This is a genomic window from Aliivibrio fischeri (genome assembly GCA_038993745.2).
GTDB lineage: Bacteria > Pseudomonadota > Gammaproteobacteria > Enterobacterales > Vibrionaceae > Aliivibrio > Aliivibrio fischeri_B.
In genome coordinates, this window is record CP160630.1 from 1,345,329 (window position 1) to 1,366,660 (window position 21,332).

Genomic DNA, 21,332 nt, shown 5'->3' on the forward strand with positions numbered 1-21,332 from the left:
CCGAACAGATAAAAGCCTCTAATAAAAGAGGCTTTATTATTATTTTATATTGTTATTTATTTAGGGATATCTTCACACACTACTAATGCTAATGAAGCAGGATCTTGTCCAACAACTTTAAATTCGCCGCCACCAGTACTATCACTTGGCGTGTTGTAGATATAACCTACTGCATTATAGTAATTAAAGTAACTACCCGGTTCTGTTGCATCTTTTTCTGAACTCCACAACATACGAACATCGTATGGCCAGTGTTCAGTTTTACCTCCTGCTGTTTCAACCGTTAAGTAACTAGAAAATGCAGTTGGATTTGATACTAATCTTAAACCACGGTTAGTACACTCTTGTGCAGCAATATCTTGAGGTAATGCAGCAAAGCCATATACATCATCGCCTGTCATTTCATCTGTTGCTACACCGTTTCCATCAGTACGAACAATGAATTCTGATTCTGTAGCTTCATCACCTTCATCATAATCGGTTTCAATTGACAACATTGGACGATAATAGTTATCAGCAACATTACCACCAGGGAAGTTTTCTTGTATTGTGAAGTTATCACCACCAATACCAGAACCACCGCCTGCTTCAGAAGATAAGGTAACAGAGATCGATACCGTAAGTGGCATTCCTGCTTCTACTGGAACTTCAGCTGTATCTGGATCTTCATCGTTATCAAAAGTTTCAGGCACTAAAAATTGTTTATTTGATGGGCTAGTTACTGTTTTTACTAACGCCCCATCAATTCGCCATTGATAAGTGGCAGCAGTAATTTCACTTTCATCAATCGGAGTTGTTTCCCCCTTATTATAAACACTATAAGAAAGATTCACGACTTCTGTTGCTGCAATGAATTTTCCAACCAATACGTCAGAAACTTCTTTTTCATTGATACGTGGTGCAAAGGCATCCAATGTTTGAACGTTGTTTAATGACATTTCATTAGAACATTGAATAGAAGATGTAAGATCGTCTTGATTAATATATGAAATACATGCTGTTAGATTTTGGCTATTACCTAAAATATCAGGAGTAACAATCAATTTCTTACCAAGACCAACAATTGTGCCTTTTTCATCCTTCCATACAAATTTTGGATTTTTAATCTCATCTTTATTTAGATCAGATTTAACAACCAAAATACTATTTTCACGTATACCTTCATCGTTATGATCAATATATACATTTGCAGATGCTGTACCAACAACACCAACAGTTAATAAAGATACCATTGCCAACTGGTTTAATTTAAAATACATATTTATACTCCAACCACTATACGTGGCTATTATTTATAATTTAGATAAAGTTATTTAATCCTTATCTATTTAAAGTACTGCGTTCAATAATTTAAACACAGTGTTATATAATCAAATGAAAACTCATTTAATTATAAAATCATTGCCCGACACATAATGGATTAATAAATTCACTATATGGGTAAAAAAATGAAACTTCTCTTTCTTCTTCAAAAATGACGTCCGAAAGAACAAAACTAAAATCACCTATATAAGAAGAGGTAAAACTCGCATTAGACGCATGATGATTATTAACAGCCGTTATCCAACCTGTTGTAAATGAGTAATACGGAACAATATCAGGGTCTTTATACGTTCCAGATGCAGCTCTCTTCATACCTAAAACTGAACGATTCAATGCAGCAAGACTATATTTAGATGACGCTAGCTCTAACATTCCTTCTTGATCTAAAGAATCAACTTCAGAACCTTCACTTAAAACATCGAGTCCTGGAACGGCCAAATACCAATGTTTAGTATCACTATTAAGCAAGTTACATGATTGAGCTTCTGTACTGTGCTCATACACAGCCCATTTATAACCAAAGGTGACTAAAGGATAATCTTCAACAGGAGCAGGAAACTCACCTTCACTAAATTTCAGTTTTTGCGCGTTTTTTGCTTCTGTTATTGTTAATGGCCTATGGTAATAAGCGTCATCTCTTGTGCCACCCAAAGAATCTAAATAACGTCCTTCTGCCGACCCAGGGATCAATATTTCACGTATCGGCTCTATACCTCGAGAGTAAAATAATGGTTTATCTGGTGTCTCGGGATAATATGCACCACCTGTGACGCACTCAGTATCATCCGTACATATCTCAGCGTCCCCTTTTGCCGAAAGAGGTGTCGCTTCTGAAGCATTAACACAATATTCATACCCAAGTTCAGTACTATCAATACAAAAACTGATGTCTTTACCAATAAAATACGTAGCATCTTTAGGTAGAGGATCTCCATTTGCTTCAGCAACAAGCCAATCCCAATCATCAAGTTGCTTATCAAGACTCACTTGCTGATCTCTACTGCTCCCCATATCCATTAAGCCCGGAACTAATTCCACAGCCTTATCTCGAGTACCTATGGTGTAAGATAAGTTAGTACCTACACCACCTTCACCTTCAGCAATCTCAACTCTGTCTTCTGCTTTATCGTTTGTCCAACCATCTTGTGCGCTTAAATTGGCTTTCCATTTTGTAGCACCAGTTAGTCCATATATTTTCGCGGTTAATGTGGCACCATATTCCAATGAGCCAGTAATTTTAGTGCCAATTCCTTTTGTTGAATCGCAGTTAAGTGGACCAACTTGAGTACCCTCCCCAATTGGGAGAACACAAGCTCGAATGGTTTTATCAATATAACGGCGGTTAATATCATACATACAATCCTTACCAGCACCGGATTCACATTGAGTAAACTCTGGCATATGATCATCGCCCAAAGTATGAGTAACAAAACCAAATATACTTTTACCTTCGGGATACCTGCACCATTATCATCATAGGTATAAGAAGCACTTATGGTATTTCCAGGTAAAGGAAAAACTGACGAATCTATCGTAACTTCAGCTGAAATATCTGATGAAAGCCCAATACTTAAATCTGTACAATATTCGTCACCAACTAATTCACCAGTTTTTGCTGATGGAGTAACACATCCAGATACCGTTACACCTAACAACGCGCTTGCATCCGAAACAGGCAAGATATAATCATCAGCATCAGGAATCTCGACACCATCTTTTAACCAACGAAAAGTAAACTGTTCAACATCAGGCTCGTCTCCTTCTTCATCGTAATACGTTCCTGTCAGCTCTAACTGTTTATCTGCAATATTACCAATGATCTGTTCATCAAGAACTTGAGGGGCATGGTTTGATGTTGGATCCGTAGGCCGACTAGGCATAAGATCCGTATCCCCATTCTTACAGCTAACTAAAGAGACCAAAGTAGTTAATACAATAATAGATTTATTCATATTAAGACCCAACCCTACGATTAAACTGAATAACTACTCGACGATTCAGAGCCGATTCATTTCGCATGAGGTCTTCATTTACAAGCGGGTCTGCTGAGCCTTTAGAATTAATGAGAATTCTTTCTTCATCCACACCAGCTTTAATCAGCATATCTGCAGCGTAAGTTGCTCTTCGTAAAGATTCGATATCATTTGCTGAATCCGTTCCTTTTGCGTCGGTGTAACCTGTGATGCTTACTTTCCCTTGTCCCTGCTTAACGCTTAACGCCAGTTCATTCCATGAGTGCCATTGCTTACTTTCAACAACAAAACGGCTTTCCCCAAATTCAAAATGAAGCGTAACTTGCTCTGGATAATAGGTTGCTTCAGGGACCAGTTTTACAATCGTTTCAGGCTTAGGTTCTGGCTCTGGTTTTGCTTTAAATTTATAAGTCAAACCAAGAGAGGTGAAGTAGAGGTCACTTTTACCAGTTTTAGCATTACCTATACCGTCAATAATTGAGGTTCCAAATCGCAAGCTCCAGTTTGGAGCAAGCGCATATTCAGCACCAATTTCCCAAATATCATCTATGCTAGAATCGGATTCAAACATGCCTAGATGCACATTATCGTTGCCCGAAACGGATAAATAGTTATAAGCGGCACCACCTTTCGCATAAAGATCAAGATTATCGGTAACCGGTAGTGATAACTTCACCGATAAATCAACACCTGTCGCATTTGAATAATAACCATCACCAACCCCATAAAAAGTCTTAGGGCTTCCGTAATCATGCCAGCTACCTTCTAAGGCAAACCAAGAATTAAACTGATAACCACCATAAAGACCACCACCAGTGACATAATTTTTACACTCGATTGCATTTGATGAGCACGCACCTAAAAAGTGACTAACGCCAACCTGCCCACCTAAATACACATGAGATTGTTCTTCTTTTGATTCAGAAGCTACAGTTCCATTAGAGATAATTAACATTATTGCCAATAGTAAGGCTTTTATTTTTATTATGTAATTATCGTTATAAATTTTATGTTTTATCACTTTACTTTACCTTTATAACTAGCCAAATTTAAAACAAAGACAAGCTTCATTTTAATTTACATTCTATTTATGTATTTATATAAGACTCAGATTGAGCAGATGATTGAAATCGACACTTATTTGCCATCTCTAATGATTTCAATATACTCTTCATTCTTTCTTCACTTATTGATGATTTTTTTCTTTAGGCTCTTTAATATCAAAGCTCTTCTTACTTACGAATTTATCGTCACTGTTTTTTATACGATATTCAAAATAACTGGATAATATTAAGTCTAAAGAAATACTTTCATATCTCTCATAACAACGCTCTAAGCGTTTAATTGTTCTTCTCTCTACAGGATTCATTTTCATCAGCCACGGGTTACCTAGTCAACATTTTTAATATTAATATTTTTTATATATAAGAGATTTCATTTTTATTTATATGAATATCTCCCCTCCAAAAAAGATATTTCTTTTTAGAGTTTCTTCTTATTTAAATTAATATTTAATTCTATTTTACAAAGTAGGTAGAATGTAAGTTAAATAATAAGACTTGTTTTAGTAACGATGTTTGAAGGTAATATGAAAATGGATTAAAATGAACGCATGTTGTAACAAAACGTAAATTGATATTTATAAGCTATTGATTTTAAAGTGGGTTCGACACTAGTTTACCGTCTACCTATTTGGTTAAATAGATGAAAAAATACACCATTTACAACAAACATCACCAATCAATAACAATAAATACATTTACCAACCCAATAAAAAGCGCCATTATTTTGGCATTGAGTCACAGAAATAAAACTTAGCTCGATAAATAGGTAATAAGTGTCTTTTGAGCCAATTTAATATCATCGTCTGATACTCCTATATACCTTAAGCTGACACTTTCTGATTTATGCCCTATGGTGGTCATGACAAGACTAATGTCCTTACCTGTTGCGAAATATAAATGCCTCGCAAAACTCTTCCTTAATGTATGACACCCTACTTTAGCTGTACTCCCTATTTTCTCTAACACCTGAGTGAGCTTAGAAAACACAGTCCAGCAAGCCTGACGAGTTAATAAACCATCCACCCCTTTAGCTCTATTACTCAGTAATGTTTTACGACTAAAAACAGAATCGCTGTTAATGTGTCTAAACTTCTCCTTCCTTTGCTTAAGCATAAAAACCATTTTTTTACTGAATAAGAAGGAGCGAGTTACGGGTGGTGTCGCTTTTTTAGCTGCAGAAACCCTTTCATTCACCATTAATATCCACTCTTTAGGAAGCAGTTTTTCAATTTGATAAAATGGGGTTATGTACGTTGCCGTCAATTTTTTAACGTTATGTTGGTAATGAAGAATAAGTTCCTCTTTAACTTGTTTAAGTACCCGATGTTTGGCTCTTGCTTTACGTGCTAATGTACCTTTACTTTCAATAACTTCACAATGACCGCTTCTAAAATCAATATCAGAATATTTTAATCTTAATATATCGCTGATCCGTAACCCTGTTTCAAGTCCAATATTCCAAATTAATGAAAATGCAGGATCATGATTCTTCTGTAAATATTTTGCCGCATACTTTAAATGCTCTTTGTTTTTTATTGGTTCTACATAAGCCATTACTTTGCTCCTCTATTTATGGCTGTAAGTTGGTTATATTAACTGATAATTTTATAAGCTAACATACCCAAGAAGTTAATAACAATAATATCAGTATAGTTCTATATCATTGAGTAATCTTAAAAAGATTAACTATAATTTTCGATATCAACTTAGGTTAAATTAAGGTTTTGCCTGAAATAAAGCAGTTTTAAATTTCGCTACATTGTCATTCAAAAAGCACTAGGTAGTATTGTTTATATTCTATAGCGTCTTATAAAAACTCATGAAAAAAAGCAGACATTTCAGTATTACCTTCACCTTATTCTTTATTTCAAGTTTAATTGGATATTTGATCTACTTTGCCTGGCAATATTCTAATAATCACCCGAGTACCGAGAATGCTTACGTCCGCGCCAAAATAGTATCCATTGCGCCTCAAATAAAAGGACGAATTATCTCAGTTGAGGTGAATGACTACCAAAAGGTGAATAAAGGCGATCTGCTACTTAAGATAGATCCTCAACCGTATCTGCTAGCAGTAAAAAGAGCAGAGTCTGCATATCAACTCGCTGTGCAACAACATCAAGTCGCAGACAGCAAAGTTACACAAGCTATTGCCAACTTAAATGGTGTGACTTCTAACCTTAAAGAAACACAAATTGAATTCAAAAGAACTCAAGCCTTAGTTAGTCGCAAATTAAGCTCGCAACAAGAGCTAGACATAATCAAAAACAAATTAGCCATTGCACAGGCAAAACTAGAGGAAGCAAGAGCCAACGTAGAAGCTGCAATAGCAAACAGAGGGGACGATAATGGCGTTGATGCCGCCATAGTACAACAAGCCTCTGCAGAGCTTGCTCAAGCTGAACTAGACCTAAGTTACACCGATATTACAGCTCCAACCGACGGTTTACTTGGAGAAATAAATGTTTTTGTTGGTTCTGTTGTTAAAAACAGTCAAATGCTGTTTCCTTTAGTGGTTAAAAACACTTACTGGGTTAGAGCTAACTTTAAAGAAACCTCATTAACCAACATTAGAATGGGGCAAACAGCAGAAGTCGTTATCGACATGTACCCAGATATCACTTGGCAAGCCAAAGTAAGCGAACTTTCTCCCGCCAGTGGTACTTCGTTTTCTCTCATGCCACCAGAAAACGCAACTGGAAACTGGGTAAAAATCAAACAACGATATCCTGTGAAGCTAATCTTAGATATTCCAAAAGATTCTCCTCAACTTCGCATTGGTGCAAGTGCAGAGGTCACAATCAATTTGTCAGATGATTCAAGAACATGAGCAAAAATGGTGCAACGATCGCCGTCATGCTTGCTGTCTTGATGGTACAAATTGACATCACAGTTGCAAATGTTTCCTTACCTCACATCATGGGTTCTCTTGGTACAACCGTTGACAAGATCCCTTGGATATTAACCAGTTATAGCATGGCCGAAGCCATCTTTATCCCAATAACAAGCTTTTGGGTCGCTCGGTTTGGTGAACGAAAAGTAATGTTAGTTGCTATCACAGGTTTTACTATCGCAAGTATGCTTTGTGGTACCGCACAAACCTTAGCCGAGCTAGTTATTTACCGAATTTTTCAAGGAATGTTTGGGGCTTCAATGTTGCCTTTAGCCCAATCGACCATTGCTCAACTTTATCCAGCTGGACAAAGAGGACGTGGGATGGCCATTTTTTCTATTGGTATTCTTCTTGGCCCAATATTCGGACCTATTATCGGAGGGATTATTACTGATAACATCAACTGGCGATGGATTTTTTACATCAACCTTCCTGTTGGCTTAATTAGTATTTACCTTATTTATAAACACATTCACCTTAACAATCGCTCTAAATCCAAGTTTGACTGGTGGCTTGTTAGCTATATGGCAATATTCATCAGCTCATTGCAATTTATTCTTGATAGAGGCAATGAGAAAGATTGGCTCGATTCAGGATTAATTCAAATTTTACTCGCCTTTACTATTATTGGCGGAATAATGTGGATATACAGAAGTTTAAAAACCAAAGGTTCTATTGCTCCACTATGGGTTTTAAAAGATAGGAATTTATTAGCCTCATCAATTATCGGAGGATTAATATCAATGTGCACCTCAGGGCTAGGTGTTCAATTATCTATTTTATTAGAAGAAGTTCTTAATTATCCGGTATTAGATACAGGGCTACTTATGACACCAAGAGGACTTGTTTCAGCATTCGTACTTGTTTTAGTCATTAAATTTAATCCGCAGTTTGATCCTCGTTTGAAAATACTTTTTGGTTTGCTGTGCCTTGGACTTGGAAATTACTTAATGACTAAGTACTCACTCAATATAGATACATTTTGGATCGTATTTCCTGGCATGATACAAGGATTAGGGCTTGGGTTAGCCTTTTCCACATTATCCGTTGTTGCCTATTTGACCTTGCCTACACAGCATTCCATTGCAGGTGCTAGTATTTATAACCTTTTCAGGATCTTAGGTAGTGCCTCAGGTATCTCAATAGTCACTACACTGCAATATCGAGATTCGCAGCAGCAATGGCACGGATTAACGGAAGGTTTTTCTCCTTATAATCCTGATTTGCAAAAGTGGTTACAATTAAACGATTTGTCGATTATTGATCCAGAGTCAATTCTACGCTATGAAAATATGATTTATGAACAAAGTCAGATTGTGGTATTTACGCATATGTACCAATGGATTGGTATGAGTGTCATTTTCCTTATTCCATTACTCTTATTAATCAAAGTAAAAAAATAAGGCTTGGCTTAATTTAATAATAAACAAAAATCAATCTTTAATTTTCTTAAAAAATATAAAATGCGCATGTGAATGACAATCCAATAATAAATTAGTTGTTAGTATCTTCTCCGTTGATTGGCTAGAAACATCAACATGAAATTAACTAATTAAAATAAGGAAACATGTTATGAAACATACAAAAAAATTACTTTTTGTAACGACACTACTGGCAAGTAATATTGCTTTCGCAGGAAGCATTATTAGTCAAGAGCAAGGAGATGGCTTAGTTCAAGCACTAACAAAAGATTACAACCAATCTGACTCAAGTTGTGGAGGAGATGGAAGCCCATCATTCCTTTGTACTGGTATTATGCTACATGGTTCACAACCAACTAAAGACCATGTATGGAACCCAACAAAGGCTGAAAAAAAATCGGATGGTGTATCATTCTCTTACCTACGCCACGATTCTAAATACTCTGAATTGGCTTATCGTTTTGACAGTGGTTACATCGTATATCAAATCTTTGGCTCACCAAGTGATAAAATTGATTTAGAATATAACTGTTTCTTCCCTGTTGATGGCTCAACTGATGGGCGTGAATTTGCAGGTTGTGGCGCTCATGAAAATTACCCAAGTGAGAGTGGTTCATGTGAATCACAAGGCATACATACAGCATATGAGTGGAAAAAACATTATCAATCTACATCAGGTTCTAAATCTGAGCATCAATGTTCGTTTGACGTAAGAGACGGCTCTAGCAGTACTTCATATAACTTTGCGCAAGGCTTAGCTGCAATGAAACTGATCTCCGACGAATCTATGCACATTCAAAATGAAGTTCGTGCTTCATTGTGGCAGGACGATATTGGTGATGAACTTCCAATCCAAGCGTTTTTCTATCTTGAAGGTTCAAAATCTGTTGGCTTAGAAGAAGCACAAGACTACCAATCGGATTACTATAAAACGACAGGAATCGCTATTCCAGTGATTAAACTAACGCTTCCTAATAAATCATCTGAAGAAGCTAAGTTTAAGTTTTCACGTAAAGAACAAGCAATCTAATCGTCATTATTAAGTTCAGGCCACGACGATTTGTTCGTGGTCTTTTTTGTCAAAACAGTAATCTTACATTACTCACAAAGACCATTAAATTCTGTTTTGTTTCCGATATGATGTTTTTATCAATAGTTCATGAATATTTAGCCGGAGCCACGCATGAAAAAAATCGTCCCATTTATTTTACTCGCCTTTTTCAGCTTGCGTTTATTTGCTTCTGTCGGTCCTCATATTCAACAGCTAGAACATGATGGTTTTACAATTCTTCGTTCAGCTCTTATTGTTGGTGCGGTCTGTTTTGCCATTTCATTAATAATTAAAAAGTTTAAAAAACCGACTCAGATAGAAACCAAATCAGAAGATAATCTAGATTAGAATCCATAAAAAAAGAGTGACCGTTTGATCACTCTTTTTTGTTTCTGCATTTTATGCTTCGTGTTTATAAATATGCAGGTCACGTTGTGGGAATGGAATGCTCACACCTTCCGCATCCAAACGTTTTTTAACGGTTTCAGTTACTTCCCAGTACACATCCCAGTAATCATCAGTCTTAACCCAAGGGCGTACAATAAAGTCCACAGATGATTCATTTAGCGTATGCAATTTAACCATAGGTTCTGGCGTTTTTAATACTGCTGGGTGACTTTCTAAAATATCAGTAAAGATAGCTTTTGCTTTTTCAATATCGTCTTGATAACCAATACCAAACACCATGTCTACACGACGCTCAGTTTCGATAGTTACGTTCTTAATTACGTCACCCCAAATCTTATTATTAGGGAAAATTAAGTTTTGGTTATCAACGGTTTTAATCGTTGTTGATACCAGGTTCATGCGATTAACCTTACCCACAATACCACCGATATCAACCAAATCACCCACATCAAATGGACGATAAATCAGGATCATCATGCCAGATGCAAAGTTAGATAACGTGTCTTTTAATGCAAAACCAATAACAACACCAGCAACACCAAAACCAGTTAATAGTGGACCTAAATTAATGCCGATTTGAGATAAAGCAATTAAGATACCAATCATCATGACAAACTTTGAGCCCATAGACACAAAGAACTCTTGCATTAACTTGCTGAATTTCATTTTTGAGTGAGAAACACTTCTCTTAATTGCACGCTTCGCAAGACGAGAAAGGAAATTAGTAATCCAAAGAATAACTGCAAAAATGATTAACTTAACAATGATAGATGGTGCATTTTCTACCGCCCAATCTTTAAATCGAGTAACCCATTCTTCAGTTAGACCATATGCAACGCTGATATCCAATACATCGCTATTAATATCACCTGTCACAGAGAAGATCAGCTGCTTATATTCTGTAATATCAATATTATTTTGTTCCATTAATGCAGTCGTTACTTCTAAACTCGCAATCATTAATGAAATACGCTCAGTCAAGTTAGTCGCATTCTGCGTAAGAAGTTCTTTCTTCTCGGTAGATGCATATTGCATACGCTTAGCAATATCTGACTTTTGTGACTCAAGGTAATGAATGATATTAGATAACAAATCAGCACGATTTGTTAGCTCTTTTAAAATCGCGGTTTTTTCTTTTGTGAAATCAATATTTAGAGTTTCACCCCATGACAATGTGTCAAATGCTTCTTCATAATACACATCCATAATGCCAAGGCGTTTTTGCGCCGCAAATTCTAAATCGTCTTTCTCATCACCCTTCGCTTTACGAACCGCTTTAGTTAATTCAACGAGATCTTGATGACTTAACTTCAATAGGTTCCCCATAAGCGTCATCTCTGAACGAACAACCCCATCCAGTCCTTTAGCACTTGGATTATCTTGTAGTTGTAGTTCAATATCAGCTCGAATCTTGTCATTTTTACGACGTAATACATCTTCAAAAAACAATTTATCAGCAGGATCAGCCGTTGATAACTGAACTAATCTTTCTTTTAACTCTTGTTGAACCGTAACCATGCTATCAATAGATTGAGCATAGGCAGGAGCCATCATACTCATCATTAACAACAATGCGGCAAAATACTTTTTAATCATAAAAAACGTCCTATATAAATCATGACCATATAATAATTGATACCGCTCTATTCTCATCTATAACAATTACAAATAACAGTGACGAATGATGAAAGCTTGTTCAATTGTTGGGATTTTGTGAGATTTAAAGTATCAATTTGAATTTATAAATTAGTTATTTTGTTTTCAATCTGCGGTTTTCTTGTATAAAAAAGGCGCACCCATTAAATGGATGCGCCTCTATTTTCATGAAAACTTATAATACTGACATGATTGTTTTTAACTCAGCAATCAATGCTTCATTACGCAGCTCACCTTTTTCCATATCAAAGTTATCGTAAAAACTTGGAACAGATAGTGAACCTTTAACATCTGCAGCAAAATAAGGCGCAGAGCCTGTAGCTGCTGCTAATACTGTTGCAGCACCACCAGGGCCTGGAGATGTTGCTAACATAACAACAGGTTTACCTTGGTACACTTTCATATCAATACGGGAAGTCCAGTCAAACACATTCTTAAACGCTGTAGCATAAGAACCATTATGTTCAGCATAAGAAATGACAATCGCATCCGCTTCACCAATTTTTTGGAAGAAGCGCTTAGCTTGCTCTGGTTGACCGATTTCTTTTTCTTTATCTTCACTAAAGATAGGCATTTCGTAATCATTAATATCTAACACTTCAACTTCAGCACCGGCAACCAAACCTGCTGCATACGTTGCTAGTTGTTTGTTAATTGATGTTGAACTGCTGCTTGCTGCTAATGCTAAAATTTTCATCGGGATACCTTCATATTCTATTTAAGTAAAAAGAGTAGTTAATGCTCTGCTCTTTTCAAATCTATTGTTCTTGTTTGCGATGGAATAACTATAATTCATTCACAAATATTGATTAATAGCCTAAATGTGTAATGATTGTTTCCATATGACTCTTAATAAACTTAAAGATACGCAATATGGCATTTAATTCAGCATTGTTTGATGGCATGGTCATTTTCTCAGAAGTAGTGACCAGTGGTAGCTTTACTCAGGCCGCACTTAATAGTGGGCACTCAACCTCTTACATCAGCAAAGAAATTGGAAAATTAGAAGAGCGCTTAGGTGTTCGTCTACTTCATCGCACCACTCGAACGTTACGATTGACTCCTGAAGGCGAACTTTATTTTCAGCAATGCCAACAACTAATTGAAGATGCTCAAATGGCAGAAAATGCCATTACAGGACAACAAGAAAAACCCAAAGGACGATTAAAAGTCAGCTGTCCTGTCGGATTTGCACTTTCTCGCTTACGTCCAATACTGGGAAAATTTACTGACTTATATCCAGACATTACACTGGAGTTAGACTTGAATGATAGGAAAATAGATATCGTTGCTGAAGGATTTGATATGGCAATTCGAGCATCACATCAACTTGAAGATTCTAGCTTGATCAGTCGCCGGTTCTTACGTTCAAAAGCGGTTACCATCGCCTCTCCGGATTATTTAAAAAAGCACGGTGCACCACTGCACCCTAATGAACTGCCTTTACATAAAACCATAGGCTATGCCTACGTTAAGCAAGGAGCTGTTTGGGATTTTACCGATAAAAATGGCCAATCACTGGCAATTCAATTAAAAAGCCAAGTAATCACCAATAATTCATTTATGGAGCTATCGTTATGTTTAGCCGGACAAGGGATAACGCGTATCCCTCATTTTCATTTAACCGATGAATTAGAAACGGGTAAATTAGTTGAATTGTTTGCGGACTATCCTCAATTGGCCATTGATATTTTTATGGTGTATCCAAGCCGCAAACATATGTCGGCCAAGGTGCGATGCTTTATGGACTTCATATCTGAACACCTTGGGGATTGAATTGATAGATATTACTCTTCTAATAGTGTCTCAAAGCGCTCTAAGCCTCTTAAAGGGTCAAAATCAGGCTCTTCTAATACAAGTTCACGCATAGACGTACTCGCCTCAATAGAACGCTGCAAGTCATCAATGGCTTGCACTTCTGCCCCTAATTGCGCATATGCACAAGCACGTTGGAATAATGCGTGTGCATTTTGATCATCTACTTCTAAAACACGATTACATAAATTCAAAGCCCAATGGAATTCACGCATCTCCATTGCCGCATCCGCTTTATAGGTTAACGCTTCTAAATCACCCGGTCTTACCTTTAAAATCTCATCATAAATATCCATTTTCTGCTCAGGGGTTTGCACACTTTGAGCACGGAGCCATAAGTTGTGCACTTCATTAATGATTTCAATTTCACGGTTATTCTCGGTAATAATGCGCGTTTTACGCTTTAGGTCACGCTCTAATGCAACAAACTTCTTCTCATAGTCTTCCGCTATTTTATTAAGTTGTTTATCTGCCATTTCTTTGGTGTTTTGCTTCATCTCTCTCAATGATTGCCAACCAATCAATGCAATCAAAGAAGCAACCGCTGCAATAACATAGAAAAAGTAAGTTACTGTTGTATTGGAATAATTTAATGATTTATCTGCAACCGCTAACTCGCGATCGGTAATTTGTATCGTCATTCTACGTTCTAAGTCTTGTTGTTCAGTTCTTAATGACTTCAATTCATCGAGAATATAACGCTCCATTAACGGACGGTCTAAATACTCTTGTTCAGAATACGTCACTTCTTCTGCCTGTAATGACAATGAAGTAAAAAGAGTAATGAGGAGCAAAAAGAAGTGTCGATACATAGGGATACCCTTATTAATCGTGTATTTAGAGGTGATATACATAAAGATAACACATCCAAGGCAGCAACACCCAATTAACAAAGAAAACCGATTAAAATCCCATCACCATAGAGCCTACAAGTAAACCAGCCATGCTGTAATTAAAAAGTTTTAAATGCTTAGGTGTTTTCAATCTCTTTTGTAGTTCTTTGCCCGCAACTGTCCAAAAACTCACTGTTGGGACATTAATACAAATAAACACAAACGCAATTAACAATACACTGAACATATCTGAACTGGTTGCATAAATGCTCATCACAGATAAAGCCATCGACCATCCTTTCGGGTTCACCCATTGGAAACTTGCCGCAGCTAAAAATGACATTGGCTTATAATCACCAACACGGCTGTCTACCGGTTCACTTTGTGCAATTTTATACGCCAAATACAGTAAATAAATAGCACTTACAACTTGTAAGCCCTTTTCTAGTTGTGGATAGGTATGAAAAATCTGAATTAAACCAAAACCAACAAGCACTAACATAAATGCAAAACCAAATATCACTCCAAGCATATGTGGAATGGTACGAACAAAGCCAACATTAGCTCCTGATGCCATGAGCATAATATTATTCGGACCCGGCGTGAATGCACCAACGAAAGCAAAAGTAATTAACGCAAGTAAATGAGGATATTCCATAGTGATAATCTTATTAAATTAAATTCTGCTTGTATCTTAATGCGAGACTGAGTAAATTTTCTGTCTATATTTGTTTAAAATAAAACTATTTCACAAGGAATTGTCACTATGGATAGATTTGACGAAAGAATATTGCAAGAACTGAAATTAAATGGCCGATTAACCAATGTGGAGTTATCTGAACGTATTGGATTATCACCTTCGGCAACACTTAGGCGAGTACAAGAATTAGAGCGTAATGGGACAATTCAAGGCTACCGAGCAATATTGAACCCAAGTAAATGTGGGATAGGTTTTGTGGCTTATGTAACTATCGGGCTATCTGATCACAGTAAGAAATCACAAAAGGATTTCGAAGAACAAATAATGGAATCGAAAGAAGTGACTGAATGCCACAATATTACGGGGTCAAATGAGTATTTATTGCGAGTTGAAACTGAGAGTCTATCTTCCTATAAGCAGTTTCATTCAAACGTACTTGGAGAGATCTCTCAGGTCAACTCAATTGGCACCTTAGTGGTGATGGACACGCCTAAAGATGAACGAACTTAGGCGTGTGAATACTTTGCTAATACACCATCTCGATTTAATTGGTGCAGTTGTTTTGATGAACTAATGATCATTTTAACTGGCACAATAATAAAGTAGACAGAGGCCATAACAACCATGATTGGGTCAGCAAGTTGTGCATAGTGCGCATATGATGTTAGTAACAATACTTTAGCAATCATAAAGCCAACAAATACAGCAGCACTAATTACGGTATCCATTAACCACTGTTTTGCTTCCGCATCAACAAGCGCCGAGTTGACTTCACGACCTTGGGTTTTCATTACCCAATAACTGGTGTAACAACCTATCATGCTGAAAACACCAAACGCTAATGCGATACCAGTATTCACTTCTCGGCCACCTTCCATAATTGCTTGAACAGCAGCCACAAATGAAAGTACACACATTAAGGTAATTGCGATCCCTTTAAGCAAGATTACTGAAGACTCAATTACCTTAACACGCTTAATATTCTTCGAAACGTCTTCCTTTCGAATATACAGCACAGCCACTAACGAAATTAACGTTAAACCTAAACTCACTAGTGAATAAACACCATCAAAAATAATAACTAATGAATGAATCAACATACCTAATACAATACCTAGCATTGCAAACAGTAACGCTGAAAACATTGAAACCAGTAATAATTGCCTTTCTTTTTTAATTGAATACGACATATTTTCCTCCATCGACTTATTTTTCGTCTTTTTTATGTATACAAAGCATCATATAGAGAAAAATGGTGATAGGATAATCAGTCAGCGCCAAGTAATTCGTCGCTAAGATTTTGATAACATAATTTATCGAGAAAAATCATGAAAACTAGCCAAATTGAAATGCTCTTATATACCGTCGAATTGGGTTCTATTGCAGAGGCCGCCCGCAAACTTCAAAAAAGCCGAACTACGGTCAGTGCGGCATTAAGCACTCTTGAAGATGAACTTGGCGTTACGCTTTTAGTTCGTACTGGCAATCGTATTACTCCAACAGAGATTGGGGAATCCATTGTTAATGATTGCCAGCGCATGATGGTCATTAGTAATGACATAGTGAGTAAGTGCTTACAATATAACGAAGGGATTGCCTCAACCATTCGTGTTGTTCGAGACGATTCACTACCAGAACCAATTTGGCGTGATATTTTGACTCGCATGAGCCGTAAATTCCCAAATACCAGTATTTCAATTTACGTCGCACCATCACCAGAACTTGAAGAAATGGTAGAGCAAAACGTCGTTGATGTGGCTTATGGGATATTACCGATAAATAGCCAGCTTCTGCATGTTCAACAGAACGAGTTAGGGCAAATTCGCATGATGTCAGTAGCGCATAAAGAACATCCACTAAGTCAGCTCAGAAAAGTAAGCCCTACGGATTTAGAAAGCCATACTGAGATCATTGTGAACTACATTGATGATGATGAATTAATGGTATTCGAACCTAAATCCAGTAAATACATTGCCCTTACTTTCTATGAGCACCTGCGTGATGCAGTCTTGGATAAAACAGGATGGTCATCCGTTCCTGCGTTATTAATTAATGAACATTTACGTGATGGTACTTTAAAGGTCCTTAAACATAATCGTGCAATGAACTGGCAATCTTTCGCTGAAATGACCAAGACTACCATGCCCCGTGGTGTGATTATTGATTGGTTATCAGAACAAGTTGAAGACTATTTATTAGAAGTCTCAGAATAATGATTTCTTTCATTCAAAATAAGCAGTAAATTATTCATGATTCACATCTGAAAAGGGGTTTAATCATAGCCCTTAATACCAAATGCAGCAGTACATGGAATTATTTATGAGCATTGAAACTTATCTTCTTTTTATCGCAGGAATGTTCGCCTTTTGTGCGATGCCTGGCGCTGATTTCTTTTACGTTCTTTCAAGAGCCTTAGGCGGTGGTGCCAAAACAGGGGTTTATGCCGCTGTGGGTATTGCCACTGGTGTTCTTTTTCATACCTTTTTAGCTGTTGTTGGCTTAAGTGCACTACTGCTATCTTCAGCAACCGCATTTATGGTAATTAAATACATAGGTGCCGCTTACCTGTGTTATATCGGATTTAAAATGTTCACAGCAAAAGGCGGTTTTGGCCAAGTAGAAACCACTAATCGCACATCAGATATGAAAGTGTTTCGTCAAGGCATTCTAACCAATGCCCTCAATCCTAAAGTATGTTTGACCTTTGTTGCTTTTATTCCTCAGTTTTTAACTCCAGAGACATCATCACCTTTAATGATCGGAATGCTTGGTATTACAACCGCCGTTATCGCTTTATTATGGTTTACTTGCGTTGCCATTTTTGCAGCCAAATTTCGAACCGTCATTGCCGAGAGCAAAGCCTTTTCAAACATCTTGAAATACGGCCTAAGCTCTTTATTAGTAGGCTTTGGCGCTAAGTTAGCAATGACTAACTAATATTAGTCTAAAATCAAAAAAGGGCTGAAGATATTGTATCTTCAGCCCTTTTTTATCACTCCATCAGCATTTACTTATTTTCTTCAAAAGAGATTAACGATTTAAACGTTGATCAATCTCTACCGCCAGTGCTACTGATGCTCCAACCATTGGGTTATTCCCCATTCCAATAAAACCCATTGTATAGACTCTATTATTATGAACAATTAAACAAGGTATAGGGATCTGGTGCACTTTATGCGGAATAAATGGGATCGCTTTACTGCTTAACCCTTATGTAATAAGGGATTGCGGTTTTTTTTGATTGATACAATGTATAGCAAAAAGACATAAATGAAGAAAAAACAAAAGCTAGGTAATTTGAGCAATAATATAAAAATGGCTTATTTAAGGCTAGTTATTTGAGCAGTGATAGTTTTAAAGTAAAAATGTTTAAACAGCATTTAAAAATATAGAAAACCCTTATAAATAGGGGTTTTATCACATATTCTTTAAGGGCAAAACAACGGAACAATAAATTTAATTAAAACAATTAGTTGTGTTTTTTTTAAATCAATATGATTTTAAAAAGAATTCAAATGATATTACTCGATTATTTTGATATTTATCAGTTAGTTACGTAAAAATAATGAGTATCTACAATTTATCTTTTCAAATCAAAATCAATGGATGCTAACAAAAAAATAAATTTATTTTCACCTCATAATTTCCTTTCAATCAAAACACCTTAAAAGAAAGAGCTCCTTCCTTTAAAGAAACGAGCTTTCTTTTAAGTTAAGTTGTTGATTTTAAAGTAATAAGCAGGATTAAATGGTGTGCCTACTCTGATTTTGAAAGAAAGAGTTTTTTTGATTTTAAATCTTATTTTTTGCTCAATACACTAGCTTAAAAAGTTCTTGACGCTTTCATATTCCTTGTATATATTTATTGAACGTTAGCAAAATCTAGCGTCAGGATTCGAACCCTGCTATATTACATCGGCGCACAAACACACGCCTATTTGCGTGTTTTTTTGTTTGTGTGATCTAGTCTTCATATTATGGTGGACTGGGTGAGGCTAACTTCGGTTAGGCCGTTTCCTTTGTAGCGGTAGTTCGAACCTTATTCAGTTCGCCACCATGAGATTCGAACCTTGTAGTGGTGATTTAAAAATCATACAAAGGATCTTAATCATGGCTAATAATCTTCCAGTTAAACATTCTACTATCATCTCTGACACCAACCATAATCTAACATCGTCTTACGTTCCGTCTGCTGAACTAAAGTCTAACCTGCGTTCTGAGCTAGGTTGTATCCAAACTAAACTAGTTTCATTTATGAATTTATATCATAAGTGGGATAATGGTTTGATGAAATCTGATTGGACTGTTGTTAGCGAACTTGGCCTACGCGCCTCTGCTTTAGAAAATTCAATGAAGCGAATTCATAATAATTGCTCTAACGATCGCAAGAATCAAAATATAACTCAAAGCCTATCTATTGATGAAGAAAAAGAACTTAGTTCTTTAATGGATAAAGTATCTCCGTTAGAGTTATTGGCGATCCTTAAATCAAACATCCACTAAGAGAGGTTAAGATGAATAAAGATCGCTTAACCTCAAAAGAAAGCAAAGAACTATCTGCCATTGTTGGTAAACTTGGAGCTAGAAAGGCTCTTTATATCCTAAAAAACTGGTATAAGAATAATGAGAGGTTTTTAGATAATCATGACAAATAAACTAACAAACTTAACCCATAAAGATGTTGCTAAGAATAAAATCCGTAAAATATTATGCGATTTAACGCAAAGGCAAGCTCTTGAGGTTTACAATGAGTTATTAACAGAATTTGGGTTTCATAATGAGGATATGGAGAGCCTATATATTAGGTCTACTCATACATTAAGAACTAAACCTCACTTATTGCCATTTATATTAAGTCTACCTCTAAACACTCTAACACAAACACGAGTTCTAGAGCTTTGTGATGAAAAGTTTGGTAAATCTGAATCTATTAGTCGTTCGTCATTATATAGAATGTGGTTTAAACTTATTTTAATGAAAACTCGTAAAGACTTGAATAATTAACTTTTCTTCTGTATGTTAATCATGAGCTTCAGACATTAGTGCTGATTATATTGAAAGCCTCCTTTATTGGGGGCTTTTTTTTATCTCCTTTTCATTTCTAGCCCCCCTACATTCATCAATCAAGGTTAATACAGTAACATCAATTAATGTATTACTATTAACTCATCGTTAACGACTTGGTTGGCTTATGGGAAACAACACATTAAATAATAAATCTGAAATTTTATTACATCTAATAAACTTTTTCTTTGATGGAAAAGTAAATTACGATTACATAAGTAATTTGAAAATAGATGGACGTAGATTTTATGCTATAGAAAACTGCCGAGTATATGTATTAGAAGAGTTTATTGTTAACGACTTTAAAAACGGTCACTCTTTGACTTGTTTAACAAATAAATATGAACGTAGTGAATCGTGCATAAGAAAAATTTTATATAAATATGGCTATAATATTAAAAATGAAAAAATCAAATGCTCGAATGTAATTGATATTATTCATTTAGTTGATTTATTTAATCGTAAAGGTGAGGGAATTAATTATTTTAATTTGATTCATAAACTTTCAAGTATTGTATGTGAAGAATCAAAACAAAAATACTTTTTAAATGGTGATGATTTTCTATGTGGAATTAAATACTTGTTTATTTGTGATGATGCCAAAAGTATGACAGCAAATGAAATTGCATTTAAATACGGTCATTCAGTTGTTCATATATATAGAATATTAAAAAGTAATAATACAGTTTCACAAATAAGAGAAAGAACCCCAAAACTTAATTAGTGAGTTATTTATGCGTAATATCAGTTGGATTGAATTATCAAAAAATAAAGATGTGCATAACGCAGTTTTATCTAGACTAGAAAATGATAAAACATTATTAGGAGAAGTATTCTCAGCTTTAAGAAAAGAACTTAAAAATCAATTTTCAGATTCAGAGATTATATCTGTATTTTGTTGTATATGTGATTACTTCGGCGGAGCACAAGTATACTTTCCATCAGGTCATTCATTAAAAAGCGCAGTATCAGGATTTTTAATTTATAAAGAATTTAATGGTGAAAATGCTTATGAATTAGCAAGAAAGTACAAAGCATCTCACCAACATATATATAGACTTGTTGAAAAGCACAGGAACGCAGAGCGCGAAGCTAGAAAGCAAGTTGAGCAATTTAAATCATTATAAAAGGG

At 35.9% G+C, this 21,332-nt stretch carries 24 protein-coding genes; 13 read left to right on the top strand and 11 right to left on the bottom strand.

All coding sequences use genetic code 11. The annotated features are described in order from the left end of the window. Positions 1-56: 56 nt before the first annotated feature. The 5 genes from AAFX60_020475 to AAFX60_020495 form a co-directional block, all read right to left on the bottom strand. On the bottom strand, positions 57-1,259 hold the full coding sequence (locus AAFX60_020475; protein XDF79500.1) for a hypothetical protein: 1,203 nt from the start codon (positions 1,257-1,259) through the stop codon (positions 57-59). Positions 1,260-1,398: 139 nt separating this feature from the next. Next, on the bottom strand, positions 1,399-2,679 hold the full coding sequence (locus tag AAFX60_020480) for a hypothetical protein (GenBank protein ID XDF79501.1): 1,281 nt from the start codon (positions 2,677-2,679) through the stop codon (positions 1,399-1,401). A gap of 597 nt (positions 2,680-3,276) precedes the next feature. Further along, positions 3,277-4,251, bottom strand: coding sequence for an outer membrane beta-barrel protein (locus AAFX60_020485; GenBank protein ID XDF79502.1), 975 nt, complete (start codon positions 4,249-4,251; stop codon positions 3,277-3,279). Positions 4,252-4,482: 231 nt separating this feature from the next. Next, positions 4,483-4,671, bottom strand: a complete 189-nt coding sequence (locus tag AAFX60_020490) for a hypothetical protein (protein XDF79503.1) — start codon at positions 4,669-4,671, stop codon at positions 4,483-4,485. A gap of 439 nt (positions 4,672-5,110) precedes the next feature. After that, positions 5,111-5,914, bottom strand: coding sequence for a tyrosine-type recombinase/integrase (locus AAFX60_020495; protein XDF79504.1), 804 nt, complete (start codon positions 5,912-5,914; stop codon positions 5,111-5,113). 265 nt (positions 5,915-6,179) lie between these two features. Here AAFX60_020495 and AAFX60_020500 point away from each other — a divergent pair, with 265 nt between their 5' ends. The 4 genes from AAFX60_020500 to AAFX60_020515 all read left to right on the top strand — a co-directional run bounded on the left by AAFX60_020500 (position 6,180) and on the right by AAFX60_020515 (position 10,073). Beyond that, on the top strand, positions 6,180-7,190 hold the full coding sequence (locus AAFX60_020500) for an HlyD family secretion protein (GenBank protein XDF79505.1): 1,011 nt from the start codon (positions 6,180-6,182) through the stop codon (positions 7,188-7,190). Beyond that, positions 7,187-8,656, top strand: a complete 1,470-nt coding sequence (locus AAFX60_020505; GenBank protein ID XDF79506.1) for an MDR family MFS transporter — start codon at positions 7,187-7,189, stop codon at positions 8,654-8,656. Before AAFX60_020500 ends, AAFX60_020505 begins: the two co-directional genes overlap by 4 nt. A gap of 169 nt (positions 8,657-8,825) precedes the next feature. Then, on the top strand, positions 8,826-9,704 hold the full coding sequence (locus AAFX60_020510; protein ID XDF79507.1) for a halovibrin HvnA: 879 nt from the start codon (positions 8,826-8,828) through the stop codon (positions 9,702-9,704). A gap of 153 nt (positions 9,705-9,857) precedes the next feature. Then, positions 9,858-10,073 carry a hypothetical protein gene (locus AAFX60_020515; protein ID XDF79508.1) on the top strand — a complete coding sequence of 72 codons (216 nt, stop codon included), beginning with the start codon at positions 9,858-9,860 and terminating at the stop codon, positions 10,071-10,073. Positions 10,074-10,124: 51 nt separating this feature from the next. Here AAFX60_020515 and AAFX60_020520 read toward each other — a convergent pair whose 3' ends face one another. After that, positions 10,125-11,729 carry a mechanosensitive ion channel family protein gene (locus tag AAFX60_020520; GenBank protein XDF79509.1) on the bottom strand — a complete coding sequence of 535 codons (1,605 nt, stop codon included), beginning with the start codon at positions 11,727-11,729 and terminating at the stop codon, positions 10,125-10,127. Positions 11,730-11,964: 235 nt separating this feature from the next. Continuing rightward, positions 11,965-12,486, bottom strand: coding sequence for an NAD(P)H-dependent oxidoreductase (locus AAFX60_020525; GenBank protein XDF79510.1), 522 nt, complete (start codon positions 12,484-12,486; stop codon positions 11,965-11,967). A 176-nt stretch (positions 12,487-12,662) separates the two neighbouring features. Here AAFX60_020525 and AAFX60_020530 point away from each other — a divergent pair, with 176 nt between their 5' ends. Beyond that, on the top strand, positions 12,663-13,565 hold the full coding sequence (locus AAFX60_020530; GenBank protein ID XDF79511.1) for a LysR family transcriptional regulator: 903 nt from the start codon (positions 12,663-12,665) through the stop codon (positions 13,563-13,565). Positions 13,566-13,576: 11 nt separating this feature from the next. Here the strand turns inward: AAFX60_020530 and AAFX60_020535 are convergent, their stop codons facing one another. Both AAFX60_020535 and AAFX60_020540 read right to left on the bottom strand, forming a co-directional pair. Further along, complete coding sequence (locus AAFX60_020535) at positions 13,577-14,416, bottom strand: hypothetical protein (GenBank protein ID XDF80170.1); 840 nt, start codon at positions 14,414-14,416, stop codon at positions 13,577-13,579. 91 nt (positions 14,417-14,507) lie between these two features. After that, positions 14,508-15,095: a LysE family translocator gene (locus AAFX60_020540; protein XDF79512.1), complete on the bottom strand. Its 588-nt coding sequence runs from the start codon at positions 15,093-15,095 to the stop codon at positions 14,508-14,510. 108 nt (positions 15,096-15,203) lie between these two features. Between AAFX60_020540 and AAFX60_020545 the strand changes: the two genes are divergently transcribed. Further along, the gene (locus AAFX60_020545; protein XDF79513.1) at positions 15,204-15,647 is read left to right on the top strand and encodes an Lrp/AsnC family transcriptional regulator; all 444 of its coding nucleotides are present in this window, start codon (positions 15,204-15,206) and stop codon (positions 15,645-15,647) included. On the opposite strand, the gene AAFX60_020550 is transcribed toward AAFX60_020545, so the two are convergent. After that, the gene (locus AAFX60_020550) at positions 15,644-16,327 is read right to left on the bottom strand and encodes a cation transporter (protein XDF79514.1); all 684 of its coding nucleotides are present in this window, start codon (positions 16,325-16,327) and stop codon (positions 15,644-15,646) included. The two genes, AAFX60_020545 and AAFX60_020550, sit on opposite strands and share 4 nt — an antisense overlap. 138 nt (positions 16,328-16,465) lie before the next feature. Between AAFX60_020550 and AAFX60_020555 the strand changes: the two genes are divergently transcribed. Together AAFX60_020555 and AAFX60_020560 are read left to right on the top strand one after the other, a co-directional pair. Then, positions 16,466-17,350 carry a LysR family transcriptional regulator gene (locus AAFX60_020555; protein ID XDF79515.1) on the top strand — a complete coding sequence of 295 codons (885 nt, stop codon included), beginning with the start codon at positions 16,466-16,468 and terminating at the stop codon, positions 17,348-17,350. A gap of 106 nt (positions 17,351-17,456) precedes the next feature. Next, positions 17,457-18,074 (top strand): LysE family translocator, encoded by a 618-nt coding sequence (locus tag AAFX60_020560; protein ID XDF79516.1) that lies wholly within the window; start codon positions 17,457-17,459, stop codon positions 18,072-18,074. A gap of 93 nt (positions 18,075-18,167) precedes the next feature. Here the strand turns inward: AAFX60_020560 and AAFX60_020565 are convergent, their stop codons facing one another. Beyond that, positions 18,168-18,254, bottom strand: coding sequence for a GGGtGRT protein (locus AAFX60_020565; GenBank protein ID XDF80171.1), 87 nt, complete (start codon positions 18,252-18,254; stop codon positions 18,168-18,170). A gap of 992 nt (positions 18,255-19,246) precedes the next feature. On the opposite strand from AAFX60_020565, the gene AAFX60_020570 reads away from it, so the two are divergent. The 5 genes from AAFX60_020570 (at position 19,247) to AAFX60_020590 (ending at position 21,327) form a co-directional block, all read left to right on the top strand. Next, a complete protein-coding gene (locus AAFX60_020570) occupies positions 19,247-19,639 on the top strand; it encodes a hypothetical protein (protein ID XDF79517.1) in 393 nt (130 codons plus the stop codon). An 11-nt stretch (positions 19,640-19,650) separates the two neighbouring features. Further along, complete coding sequence (locus tag AAFX60_020575) at positions 19,651-19,791, top strand: hypothetical protein (GenBank protein XDF79518.1); 141 nt, start codon at positions 19,651-19,653, stop codon at positions 19,789-19,791. Next, on the top strand, positions 19,781-20,140 hold the full coding sequence (locus AAFX60_020580; GenBank protein ID XDF79519.1) for a hypothetical protein: 360 nt from the start codon (positions 19,781-19,783) through the stop codon (positions 20,138-20,140). Before AAFX60_020575 ends, AAFX60_020580 begins: the two co-directional genes overlap by 11 nt. Positions 20,141-20,327: 187 nt before the next feature. Then, a complete protein-coding gene (locus AAFX60_020585) occupies positions 20,328-20,924 on the top strand; it encodes a hypothetical protein (protein XDF79520.1) in 597 nt (198 codons plus the stop codon). Between the two features lie 10 nt (positions 20,925-20,934). Next, positions 20,935-21,327 (top strand): Mor transcription activator family protein, encoded by a 393-nt coding sequence (locus AAFX60_020590; GenBank protein ID XDF79521.1) that lies wholly within the window; start codon positions 20,935-20,937, stop codon positions 21,325-21,327. The last annotated feature ends 5 nt before the right edge of the window (positions 21,328-21,332 follow it).

What these genes read in the sequence shown, in the direction of transcription:
- AAFX60_020475 (XDF79500.1), bottom strand. Translation starts at nt 1,259, where the DNA reads ATGTATTTTAAATTAAACCAGTTGGCAATGGTATCTTTATTAACTGTT.
- AAFX60_020480 (XDF79501.1), bottom strand. Translation starts at nt 2,679, where the DNA reads ATGTATGATATTAACCGCCGTTATATTGATAAAACCATTCGAGCTTGT.
- AAFX60_020485 (XDF79502.1), bottom strand. Translation starts at nt 4,251, where the DNA reads ATGTTAATTATCTCTAATGGAACTGTAGCTTCTGAATCAAAAGAAGAA.
- AAFX60_020490 (XDF79503.1), bottom strand. Translation starts at nt 4,671, where the DNA reads ATGAAAATGAATCCTGTAGAGAGAAGAACAATTAAACGCTTAGAGCGT.
- AAFX60_020495 (XDF79504.1), bottom strand. Translation starts at nt 5,914, where the DNA reads ATGGCTTATGTAGAACCAATAAAAAACAAAGAGCATTTAAAGTATGCG.
- AAFX60_020500 (XDF79505.1), top strand. Translation starts at nt 6,180, where the DNA reads ATGAAAAAAAGCAGACATTTCAGTATTACCTTCACCTTATTCTTTATT.
- AAFX60_020505 (XDF79506.1), top strand. Translation starts at nt 7,187, where the DNA reads ATGAGCAAAAATGGTGCAACGATCGCCGTCATGCTTGCTGTCTTGATG.
- AAFX60_020510 (XDF79507.1), top strand. Translation starts at nt 8,826, where the DNA reads ATGAAACATACAAAAAAATTACTTTTTGTAACGACACTACTGGCAAGT.
- AAFX60_020515 (XDF79508.1), top strand. Translation starts at nt 9,858, where the DNA reads ATGAAAAAAATCGTCCCATTTATTTTACTCGCCTTTTTCAGCTTGCGT.
- AAFX60_020520 (XDF79509.1), bottom strand. Translation starts at nt 11,729, where the DNA reads ATGATTAAAAAGTATTTTGCCGCATTGTTGTTAATGATGAGTATGATG.
- AAFX60_020525 (XDF79510.1), bottom strand. Translation starts at nt 12,486, where the DNA reads ATGAAAATTTTAGCATTAGCAGCAAGCAGCAGTTCAACATCAATTAAC.
- AAFX60_020530 (XDF79511.1), top strand. Translation starts at nt 12,663, where the DNA reads ATGGCATTTAATTCAGCATTGTTTGATGGCATGGTCATTTTCTCAGAA.
- AAFX60_020535 (XDF80170.1), bottom strand. Translation starts at nt 14,416, where the DNA reads ATGTATCGACACTTCTTTTTGCTCCTCATTACTCTTTTTACTTCATTG.
- AAFX60_020540 (XDF79512.1), bottom strand. Translation starts at nt 15,095, where the DNA reads ATGGAATATCCTCATTTACTTGCGTTAATTACTTTTGCTTTCGTTGGT.
- AAFX60_020545 (XDF79513.1), top strand. Translation starts at nt 15,204, where the DNA reads ATGGATAGATTTGACGAAAGAATATTGCAAGAACTGAAATTAAATGGC.
- AAFX60_020550 (XDF79514.1), bottom strand. Translation starts at nt 16,327, where the DNA reads ATGTCGTATTCAATTAAAAAAGAAAGGCAATTATTACTGGTTTCAATG.
- AAFX60_020555 (XDF79515.1), top strand. Translation starts at nt 16,466, where the DNA reads ATGAAAACTAGCCAAATTGAAATGCTCTTATATACCGTCGAATTGGGT.
- AAFX60_020560 (XDF79516.1), top strand. Translation starts at nt 17,457, where the DNA reads ATGAGCATTGAAACTTATCTTCTTTTTATCGCAGGAATGTTCGCCTTT.
- AAFX60_020565 (XDF80171.1), bottom strand. Translation starts at nt 18,254, where the DNA reads ATGGGTTTTATTGGAATGGGGAATAACCCAATGGTTGGAGCATCAGTA.
- AAFX60_020570 (XDF79517.1), top strand. Translation starts at nt 19,247, where the DNA reads ATGGCTAATAATCTTCCAGTTAAACATTCTACTATCATCTCTGACACC.
- AAFX60_020575 (XDF79518.1), top strand. Translation starts at nt 19,651, where the DNA reads ATGAATAAAGATCGCTTAACCTCAAAAGAAAGCAAAGAACTATCTGCC.
- AAFX60_020580 (XDF79519.1), top strand. Translation starts at nt 19,781, where the DNA reads ATGACAAATAAACTAACAAACTTAACCCATAAAGATGTTGCTAAGAAT.
- AAFX60_020585 (XDF79520.1), top strand. Translation starts at nt 20,328, where the DNA reads ATGGGAAACAACACATTAAATAATAAATCTGAAATTTTATTACATCTA.
- AAFX60_020590 (XDF79521.1), top strand. Translation starts at nt 20,935, where the DNA reads ATGCGTAATATCAGTTGGATTGAATTATCAAAAAATAAAGATGTGCAT.